The 10,014-nt window shown below is 68.5% G+C and carries 6 protein-coding genes; 3 read left to right on the top strand and 3 right to left on the bottom strand.

Going from position 1 to position 10,014, the window contains the following annotated elements; genetic code table 11:
* Together ACFWF1_RS29990 and lexA are read right to left on the bottom strand one after the other, a co-directional pair.
* On the bottom strand, positions 1–1,771 hold a 1,771-nt coding region (locus tag ACFWF1_RS29990; protein ID WP_379322234.1), incomplete at its 3' end, for a glycosyltransferase family 39 protein.
* A 149-nt stretch (positions 1,772–1,920) separates the two neighbouring features.
* A complete protein-coding gene (lexA, locus tag ACFWF1_RS29985) occupies positions 1,921–2,652 on the bottom strand; it encodes a transcriptional repressor LexA (RefSeq protein WP_379283803.1) in 732 nt (243 codons plus the stop codon).
* A gap of 318 nt (positions 2,653–2,970) precedes the next feature.
* Between lexA and ACFWF1_RS29980 the strand changes: the two genes are divergently transcribed.
* The 3 genes from ACFWF1_RS29980 (at position 2,971) to nrdR (ending at position 5,659) form a co-directional block, all read left to right on the top strand.
* The gene (locus ACFWF1_RS29980) at positions 2,971–3,510 is read left to right on the top strand and encodes a hypothetical protein (RefSeq protein ID WP_379283804.1); all 540 of its coding nucleotides are present in this window, start codon (positions 2,971–2,973) and stop codon (positions 3,508–3,510) included.
* 201 nt (positions 3,511–3,711) lie between these two features.
* Positions 3,712–4,968, top strand: coding sequence for a hypothetical protein (locus ACFWF1_RS29975; protein ID WP_379283805.1), 1,257 nt, complete (start codon positions 3,712–3,714; stop codon positions 4,966–4,968).
* Positions 4,969–5,188: 220 nt separating this feature from the next.
* Positions 5,189–5,659, top strand: a complete 471-nt coding sequence (gene nrdR, locus ACFWF1_RS29970; RefSeq protein ID WP_357378891.1) for a transcriptional regulator NrdR — start codon at positions 5,189–5,191, stop codon at positions 5,657–5,659.
* 16 nt (positions 5,660–5,675) lie between these two features.
* Here the strand turns inward: nrdR and hrpA are convergent, their stop codons facing one another.
* Positions 5,676–9,935 carry an ATP-dependent RNA helicase HrpA gene (gene hrpA, locus ACFWF1_RS29965; RefSeq protein ID WP_379283806.1) on the bottom strand — a complete coding sequence of 1,420 codons (4,260 nt, stop codon included), beginning with the start codon at positions 9,933–9,935 and terminating at the stop codon, positions 5,676–5,678.
* Positions 9,936–10,014: the final 79 nt, after the last annotated feature.

The raw sequence follows: 10,014 nt of genomic DNA, 5'->3' as shown, positions 1-10,014 counted from the left end.
CGGCCCCGGGGCCGCCGCAGGTCCCCCCGCGGTGGCCCACCCGGGGGGGGCGCGGGTCGCGGCCCCGCCCCGGGGGGGCCCCCCCCCGGCCCCCCCCCCCCGACCAGGTGGTGGTCGTGTTGCGCAGCATCTCGGAGACCTGCGGTTCGGTCGTGCCATCCAGGAACGCGGTGACGGCGCGGCGGATTTGGTTTGCCGGGCCCGGTTTTTCGGGCTTGACGGGGCCGACCGAGGGTCCGCCGCCGACGTGCTCCTGCGGCAGGGTGGCCGCCGCGTAGGCGGAGGTGCCGCCGAGCCCGGCCAGCACGCCCGCGATCACCAGTACCGAGGTGGCCCGGGTGCGGAGCCTGCCCGACACCGCGGGGAAGGCGGTGGCGAGCAGTCCGAGCGTGGCGAGCACCGAAACCGCGAGCAGGGTCCAGCGCAACCACGGCAGCCAGTCGGCATTGCGACCCAGCAGCACGAAAGCCCACCCGCCGGTCGCGAGAACCAGTGCGGCGGAACCGATTCGGCCGAACACCTCGTCGCGCCGCCGCCACGCCTCGTGCACGCCGAGGGCGAACATTCCCGCCACAGCGGGCCCGATGGCGAGCGTGTAGTACGCGTGCATGCCACCCTTCATGGTGGTGAACGCGATGCCGTCGATCACCAGCCACAGCCCGAAAACCAAAGCGGCCCCGCGCAATTGATCGGTGCGCGGCGCGCGCCAGCGCGACACCAGCACCACCGCGAACGCCAGCAGCGCGGCGGGCAGCAGCCAGGAGATCTCGAAGCCGATCTCACCGGTGAACAACTTCCAATGGCCCGATCCGCCGAACCCACCGAAGCCGCCGAACCCGGCACCGCCGAGATTGCGCGGCATCTCGTAGCCGGGCGGCAGTTCGAAGCGGTTGCCACCGCCGCGATGGTTCTGGCCGAGGAATCGCGCGAAGCCGTTGTAGCCGAGCACCAGGTCCATGAAGGTGTTGTTCGTGGATCCGGCCAGGTAAGGGCGGGACGAGGCGGGCCACAGGATGGTCAGCAGCACGTACCAGCCGGACGAGACGATCAGCGCGGCGGCGGCACCGGTCAAGTGCCACAACCGATTCCGCAGCGTGGTCGGTGCGACGATGAGATAGGCGATACCCAGGGCGGGCAGCACCATCAGCCCCTCGAGCATCTTGGCCAGGAACGCGAAGCCGAGGGCGACACCGGCCAGCATCAGCCAGCGCGGGCTGGCGTGGCGCAGCGACCGGATGGTGCAGTACGCGCCCGCGGTCATGAGCAGCACCATGACCGCGTCGGGGTTGTTGAACCGGAACATCAACGCCACCACCGGGGTAACCGCCAGCGCCGCCCCGGCGAGCAGTCCGGCGCCGCGGCTTTCGGTCGCGCGGGTGACCGCGGCGTATGTCAGCGCGACTGCGGCGACCGCCATCAAGGCCTGGGGGATCAGCATGCTCGCGCTGCTGAACCCGAACACCTGGCCGGACAGGCCCATCACCCACTGCGAGACGGGCGGTTTGTCGACGGTGATGAAGTTGCCGGGATCGAGGGAGCCGAACAGCAGCGCTTTCCAGTTCCGCGAGCCGGCCCAGGTGGCCGCGGCGTAGAAGTTGTTGCCCATGCCGTTGACGGTGATGTGCCATAGGTATGCGGCGGCCGTGCCGATCAGGAGCGCGGCCAGGCCGGCCCGCTCCCAGCGGGTGGCCGGTGGCAGGCCGTCCGGCTCGGGCGTGTCGGCGGGGTCGGTCGCATCGTGCAGGGCCGGTTCGGCGCTGATCGTGGTCACCGCAGGAGCATGCCGGGCGCAGCGGTGAAGGCGCTGGGCGCTCGCTGGCAATATGCTGTGAACGCCGGTGACCTGGTCGGATGATCGCCGGTCCGGCGAAACGAACGGCCGCACGGATCACCGTGCGGCCGTTCGGGTGTCGAGCTCGGCTAGATCTTGCGGATTACCGTCACGACCTTGCCGAGTACCTGTGCGTCATTGCCGGGGATCGGTTCGAACACCGGGTTGTGCGGCATCAGCCAGACATCCTTGCCGGTGCGCTTGAACGTCTTCACCGTGGCCTCGCCGTCGATCATCGCGGCGACGATGTCACCGTTGTCGGCGACGTTCTGCTGTCGCACCACCACCCAGTCGCCGTCGCAGATGGCCGCGTCGATCATCGACTGCCCGACGACCTTGAGCAGGAACAGCGAGCCTTCGCCGACCAGTTCGCGGGGCAGCGGGAACACGTCCTCGACCGCCTGCTCGGCCAGGATCGGGCCACCGGCGGCGATCCGGCCGAGGACCGGCACGAACGTCGGTGTCGGCCTGCTCGGATCGGTGGCGGCGCTGTCGGAATCGTCCACCGGGGCGGCGTGCAGGCTGGTGACCGCGCGCCCGACCTCGTCGAGGCCGCGAACGTCCACGGCGCGTGGACGATTCGGGTCACGTCGCAGAAAGCCCTTGCGCTCCAACGCGCGCAGCTGATGAGCGACCGAGGAGGTCGACGTCAGCCCGACGGCGTCGCCGATCTCCCGGATGCTCGGCGGGTAGCCGCGCTCGCTCACCGAAGACCGGATCACGTCCAGCACTTTGCGCTGACGCACGGTGAGATCCGCCCCGGTTACCGCCGTGTCGGCGCCGCCTTCGCTCTCTACGCCCGTGTCGTCTGTGTGCCTCACCGTAACCGCCCTTCCTTGCTGTGTCCGGGCTGATCCGTCGCCCGGCATATCTGTGCATGGCCTGTCTTGAATTTCGTCTTTCGAATCTAGTCCGGTCGAGCCGATGTTTCAAACATCTGTTCGAGGAGTGTCGGGCGTTTCCTGCTGACATTGTCGGTGGCACGTGGTAGAAATCGAACATCAGTTCTTCGAACACCTGAGCGAACAATGCATCGAAAAGCGGCACTGAACAGCGGTACCGACCAGCCCGACCGGTCCGCCCAGCTCGAACGACCCAGCTCGAACACAGACGGAGCACCCACCACGGAGGTTTGTCCGATGAGCACTGCGATCAGCGACATCAACACGGAGCTCGACACGCCCGCAACGGCCCTCGTGCCGCACGTGGCCGCTGCCCGTGACATCGATACTCGCGAGGTCGACCCGCGCGACATCGACTCGGCCGAGATCGACCTGGCCTTCGAAACCGTCCCGCGCGTGCATCGAGGCACCTTGCGTACGCGGCCCCTGGATTCGACCCACCGCGCCACCGTCGACCGCCGCCCGCGTGGCGCGAGGCCCGGCGGGGTCGCCGTATACGACCGCGGCACACGAACTTCCACCGTGCGACGACCCAGCGGCGCGCATCCGGGTGAGCTGGTCGAACAGGCGCAGGTCGGCTTCGCCGTCCTGGCGGTGGCCGCACTACTGAGCGCGCTCGTGGTGGCCGCGCTCATCACGCTGGCGCACCTGCGGGCGGGGGACTGGGGTGGCGACACCTCGACGAGTACGGTGCCCGCGGTGGTCGATGGCCGGTCGGCGCCCGTCGGTGTCGCGCCCGGAAATGTGCTGCGCCAAGGCGATATCGCGCCGCGCTGATCGTCGGGTCGGCCCGCGACGTCATTCTCTTCGCGAATCTTATCGAGTAGCGGGCTTGACGCTCGCACGTTGCCGGCCGGTCGCGAAGTGGCCGAATTTGTTGATCGTCGACTAGAACATGTTGCTAGTGTGCTGAACACGTGATCTGGCAAAGGTCTTTGCCAGACATGGCCTTGGCCTACGAACGAGTTCGGACTAGCAATGATGCACCTCGCCACCGCCGCACGCCCCACCCGGCTGCTCGCCCGAATCGTCGGGCTCGCACTGTGTCTCGTCTTCGGGTTCGCTTCGATCCCGGCCGCCCAGGCGGTGCCTGCCTACGTGGCATACCTTGATCTACCCTCCGTCAACGGTGACGGCGCGGGCGGTGGTGGATTGAATCCGGCGCTCCCGCTGGATGAATCGACTCTGTCCGCGGCGCTCGACGCGGCACGGGCCGACGGCGTGACGCCGCGCCGGTACGCGACGTTGCTGCATCAGTACTGGTTGGTCGTCGCGACGCGCAACGCCGATATCGACTTGGCGGCCTGGGATCCGGCACGCGGCGTACGGGCCAACGAGCGCACCTTCTGTCGGGTGTACGTCAATTACCTGCGGCTCACTACGCAGCATCCAGACTTCTACTGGGCGGGGCTGGCGGGCATCGCGGGGGGTTCGTTCGCCTCCGGGTTCTTCGATATGAGCGATGTCGGTGTGGTGCTCGACGTGCCCGGCATCCATCAACTCGGTGACGCGGTAGCCGACCTGTTGCGCAACACGCCGCCGGAACTGGTGCAGGGGTTGCCCGCCGACGTCCGTCTGCTCGCCGAGCAGGGCTCGCGGCTCAGCGCCGAGGACGTCGCCTGGTATCAGACCCGGTTGATGATCATGCAGAAGCACATCTTCACCGACCTGGTCCCGATGCACGAAGCGTATGTCGCACTGGGTATGCGCGGCATCGATGAGATGTACGACGCGGGCGTGCTCGACGCCGACATCCACACCGCATGGCAGTCCATCGCGTCCGGCACCCGCGAGGGCACTATCGACGCGCTGATCCGGATGACCGACCGCGAACAGAACCGGGTGATCGCCGACCAGTGGGACGCGACCTCGGCGGGCCGCGCCCCGATCGGCCGCGTGCTCACCTACGTGAGCACCATCGCGGGCAAACCCGCCGTGCCCGGCGTCCGCGCCCCGGGCGTGTTCGCGCCGACCACCGTCCGGGCCGACGTCGGCGGCCGCAGCCTGGCTCTGCGCACCCCGCTGCCCGACTTCAACTGGGCCGACCGCGACACCCGCTGGACCTACATCACCGGCGACCTCGTCCCACGCCACGTCGACATGGAGCTGAACCCCGCGCTCGCACCCGCCGTGCTCGGCGAGCCGTTCTGGAACAAACTGGCCCGTGGCCGCCTTGTCCCGCGCCTGCCGGAGCTCATCGCCGACCTGACCTCGCAATGGCAGATCGTCGAATAGTGCTGCCGTGAGCGGGGGCCGGGCCGGTGGGTACAGGGCGAGTGGGACAACCTACGTACCCGGACAGGTATCCTCGAAGAGCTATGCAGGTATTCCGCATATCGCCTGAGGTTTACCTGGTGCCGGGGTCTAGGCCCCTGTACACGTGCTCGCCGGGACGGTCACCCCGATCGGTTGCCGGGCCGGCCGCGAGCACGCGCATCGACGAAGGATCTCTCGGATGCATTGCCCGTACTGCCGACACCCCGACTCCCGGGTGGTGGACTCGCGCGAGGCCGACGAAGGCGCGGCCATCCGCCGCCGCCGCGCGTGCCCGCACTGTGGGCGGCGGTTCAGCACGGTAGAAACCGCGATCCTGTCCGTGGTGAAACGCAGCGGTGTCACCGAGCCGTTCAGCCGGGAGAAGGTCATCCGCGGCGTGCGCCGCGCCTGCCAGGGGCGTGAGGTCGACGACGACGCCCTGAATCTGCTCGCGCAGAAGGTGGAAGACGCCGTGCGCGCCAAGGGTTCTCCCGAGGTGCCCAGCCACGAGGTCGGCCTGGCCATCCTCGGCCCGCTGCGCGACCTGGACGAGGTCGCCTACCTCCGCTTCGCCTCGGTCTACCGCTCCTTCACCTCCGCAGCGGATTTCGAACGCGAGATCCAGGAGATGCGCACCGCCCGCGAGGCAGCGGCCGTAGCGGCCGAATAGGCTTCGGTGGTGTGCCCTAGCGGCGGATGGTGGCGATGGCGCGTTCGATTCGCTTGACCGACACCGGGTATGGGGTGCCGAGCTTCTGGGCGAACAGGCTGATCCGGAACTCCTCGATCATCCACCAGATCTCGGTGACGGCCGGGGCGTGGCGGCGGTTCTCCGGCAGGGAGTTGACCAGGCGGTCGTAGGCGGTGAGGGCGCGGTCCAGTTCGATCATGCCCTGGCGGTCGCGAACCGCCGAGCCGGGCAGCGTTTCCAGGCGGACAACGGCGGCTTGCAGGTAGCGGGGGAGTTCGCGCAGGCGGGTGCTGCCCCATTCGGAGACGAAGCCTCGGAAGACGAGGTTGTCCAGCTGGTCGCGGACGTCGTCGGCGATGTCGCGTTCGGAGGTTTCCGCCAGTGCGGCCGAAACCCGGTGGGCTTCGGCCAGAATCGGCACCACGAGGCGGACCAGTTGGGCCACGGCGGAGACGAAGTCGGGGCGGATCTTGGCGACCAGCGCAGTGAAGTCGTCCGGATTGTGCACCGGTCCGCCGGCGGCGGCGATGAGCTCGTCGGCGGCCGCGGCGCGGCAGTCCTCGATCAGTGCGTCCAGTGATCCGTACGGATTCTGTGTCAGCGCAAGGCGATCCGTAGGTCGCAGGCTCGAGGTGACGGCGCGGACCGAGGTCGGCAGCGCGTTCAGGATGAGGGTGCGGGTGCCTGCTCGCATCGCGGTGGCCTGTGCGGCAGGCGAACTGAGCACTCGGACCGCCACGCCGTCGCCCTCGGGGACCAGGGCGGGATAGCCGGTGACGGTCTGCCCGGCGACCTCGCGGCGGACCGTCGGCTCCACCGTGCCGAGGGATTCCGAGGTCCACGCTGCTGCCGGCGCTCGCTCCGCGCCCGCCGTCGCGCGGGCCACCGAAGCGGCGACCTGTTCGGCGAGTTGGGTTTTCAGCGTCGGCAGGCTCTTGTTGCGCGCAAGCACGCTGCCCTTGGTGTCGACAGCCGCGAAGGTCATCCGTAGATGATCCGGCAGCGCACCGGTGTCGAGGTCCGTCGGGTCGATCGTGATCGAGCCCAGGCGGGACAGCTCCCGTGCCAACCCGATGCGCAGTGGTTCCGCCCGCGGCGTGAGCGCGGCCAGTGCCGCCGCGGCGAAATCCGGAGCCGGAACGACGCTGCGCCGCAACGCCTTCGGCAGTGTTTTGATCAGTGCTGCGGCCAACTCGTCGCGCATGCCCGGCACCAGCCAGTCGAAGCCGACGGCACGCACATGGGCCAGCTGCTCGACCGGGATACGGACGGTCACACCGTCTTCCTCGTTGCCGGGCTCGAACTGGTAGGTGAGCGGGAAGCTGAGCTCGCCCTGCCGCCAGGCGTCGGGGAAGGCGGCCGGATCCAGCGCCGCGGTGCCCGCGTTGACGACGGTCGAGGTCGAGAAGTCCAGCAGCGCCGGGTCTTTCCGGCGCGCGGACTTCCACCAGCTGTCGAAATGTCGCACGGACACGATGTCGGCGGGCAGGCGCTTGTCGTAGAACTCGAACAGCACCTCGTCGTCGACCAGGATGTCCCGGCGGCGGGCGCGGTGCTCCAGATCGGCGACGTCGTCGATCAATTCACGGTTGCGGTGGAAGAAGTCGTGCCGGGTCTGCCATTCACCCTGCACCAGTGCGTGTCTGATGAACAGCTCGCGCGACAGCTCCGGATCGATCCGGCCGTAATCCACCTGCCTGCCGGTGACCAGCGGGATGCCGTACAGCGTGACCCGCTCGTAGGCACTCGCCGCCCCGCGCTTGGCCGACCAATGCGGCTCGGAGTAGGTGCGTTTCACCAGATCCCCCGCGAGCCGCTCAGCCCACTCCGGCTCCACTTTGGCCGCCATCCGCCCCCACAACCGCGACGTCTCGACCAACTCAGCGGCCATCACCCAGCGCGGCGGTTTCTTCGCCAGCGACGAGCCAGGGAAGATCATGAACTTTGCATTGCGCGCCCCGAGAAACTCCCGCGATTCCGCCTCGCGCAAACCGATATGGGACAGCATGCCCGCGAGCAGAGCCTGATGGATCCCAGTGGAATCCCAAGGCATCTCATCGGATTCGAGCACCGACCCGTTGGCTGCCTGCGCTACGCCTCCTTGAGCACGCTTCGAGCCGGACTGCCCGCCAGCCCGCCCACCGCGAGATACGTTGGCGTCCTGCCGATTCGATGGTGCGGACTCGTTGCGCGCGCCGGTCTGTCGGCCTTCGGCAGATTGCCCGGCGGCCTTCTCGCCCGACGGCCCACGGCGCGAACGACTCCCGGTGCCCGCCGGTGCGTCTGGCGCGCCGTTGCCTCCCCGCCCGCGGCGCGAACCACGCCCTGTCTGCCCCGACGCAGGAGCCGAATCGCCTACGTCCTCAGAGCGATCCGGTGCTCCATCCGCCGACCATCCGAGTCCCCTCGTGATGGTGCGCAACTGTCCGTGTAGGTCCTGCCACTCCCTGATCCGCAGGTAATGCAGGAACTCCTCTCGGCACATGCGCCGGAACTGGTTGGACGACAGCGATTTCCGCTGCTCGGTCAGGTACTCCCACAGCCGGAGGTAGGCCAGGAAATCCGATCCTTCGACGATGAATCGTGCGTGTTTGGTGTCGGCGGCCTGTTGATTGTCCGCTGGCCGTTCACGCACATCCTGAATCGACAGTGCCGCAACGATGATCAGCACTTCTGCCAGATTTCCGTTGCTGTGTGCCTCCACCAGCATCCGCGCCATCCGCGGATCGACCGGCAGCTGCGCCATGTCGCGCCCGATCGGGGTCAGCGTGAGCCCGGCATCGGATTCGGTGTCGGTCCGACGCCCCAGTGCGCCGAGCTCTTCCAGCAGCGCGATGCCGTCGCGGATCGCTCGCTTGTCCGGCGCCTCGACGAACGGGAAGTTCTCGATATCGCCGAGCCCGAGCGCGGTCATCTGCAGGATGACGGCGGCCAGGTTGGTGCGCAGGATCTCCGGTTCGGTGAACGCGGGCCGCGAGTCGAAGTCGTCCTCGGAGTACAGCCGGATGCAGATGCCGTCGGCGACGCGACCACAGCGTCCGGCGCGCTGCCGGGCGGAGGCTTGGGAGACCGGTTCGATCGGCAGCCGCTGCACCTTGGTGCGCATCGAGTACCGCGAAATGCGTGCTGTCCCAGGGTCGACCACGTACCGGATGCCCGGCACGGTCAGCGAGGTCTCCGCGACATTGGTGGCAAGCACCACGCGACGTCCGGCATGCGGCGCGAACACCCGGTGCTGCTCGGCGGTGGACAGTCGCGCGTACAGCGGCAGGATCTCGGTGCGCGGCAGCTTCAGATCGCGCAAAGCGTCGGCGGCGTCCCGGATTTCGCGTTCGCCGGACAGGAAGACGAGCACGTCTCCGTCGCCCTCGTCGAACAGTTCGGCGACCGCGTCACCGATGGCGTCCACCGGGTCGCGATCGACGACCCGCGTGTCTTCGTCGTCCTCGTCGTCGGCACCGGGCAGTTCCAGCGATAGCGGCCGATAGCGCAGCTCCACCGGATAGGACCGGCCGGACACCTCGACAATCGGTGCGGGAGCGCCGTTCTCGTCGGCGAAGTGCCGCGCGAACAGCTCCGGATCGATGGTCGCCGAGGTGATGATGATCTTCAGGTCGGGCCTGCGCGGCAGCAGCTGTTTCAGGTAGCCCAGCAGGAAGTCGATATTGAGGCTGCGTTCGTGTGCCTCGTCGATGATGATCGTGTCGTAGCGGCGCAGCAGCCGGTCGCGCTGGATCTCGGCGAGCAGGATGCCGTCGGTCATCAGCTTGATCAGCGTGCGGTCGGAGGCGTGGTCGGTGAAACGGACCGTGTAGCCGACGGCATCGCCGAGTTCGGTGCCGAGCTCCTCGGCGATGCGCTCGGCGACGGTGCGTGCGGCCAGCCTGCGCGGCTGGGTGTGGCCGATGGTGCCGCGGATGCCGCGCCCGAGTTCCAGGCAGATCTTCGGGATCTGGGTGGTCTTGCCGGAACCGGTCTCGCCGGCCACGATCACCACCTGATGCGCGGCGATGGCGGCGGCGATGTCTTCGCGGCGCTGGGTGACCGGCAGCTGTTCGGGGTAGCGGATCTCCGGTACGGCGGCGCGGCGCGCGTCGATGCGGAGCTCGGCCGCGGCGATCTCGGCCTCGACCTTGCTCAGGTCGGCACCGCGCGCCCGGTCGAGCTGGCGGCGCAGCCGGTATTCGTCGCGGAGGGAGAGATTCGCCAGGCGGGTGCGGAGCTCGCGGGGTCCGGTATCAGCTGTCCTGGTCATTGCATTCACAAGCGTAGCGAAGGGCGGCAACTGGTATTTCCGTCAGGCGGCCCGACCGGGTTGCCGGCAGTGTGCGGAC

Source organism: Nocardia sp. NPDC060255 (genome assembly GCF_042727395.1).
Taxonomy (GTDB): domain Bacteria; phylum Actinomycetota; class Actinomycetes; order Mycobacteriales; family Mycobacteriaceae; genus Nocardia.
Note: the sequence above shows the minus strand (reverse complement) of the source record. Positions and strands in the feature narration are given on the sequence as shown.

Coding starts and splice junctions, on each gene's coding strand:
- ACFWF1_RS29980 (WP_379283804.1), top strand. CDS start 2,971: ATGAGCACTGCGATCAGCGACATCAACACGGAGCTCGACACGCCCGCA.
- ACFWF1_RS29975 (WP_379283805.1), top strand. CDS start 3,712: ATGATGCACCTCGCCACCGCCGCACGCCCCACCCGGCTGCTCGCCCGA.
- nrdR (WP_357378891.1), top strand. CDS start 5,189: ATGCATTGCCCGTACTGCCGACACCCCGACTCCCGGGTGGTGGACTCG.
- hrpA (WP_379283806.1), bottom strand. CDS start 9,935: ATGACCAGGACAGCTGATACCGGACCCCGCGAGCTCCGCACCCGCCTG.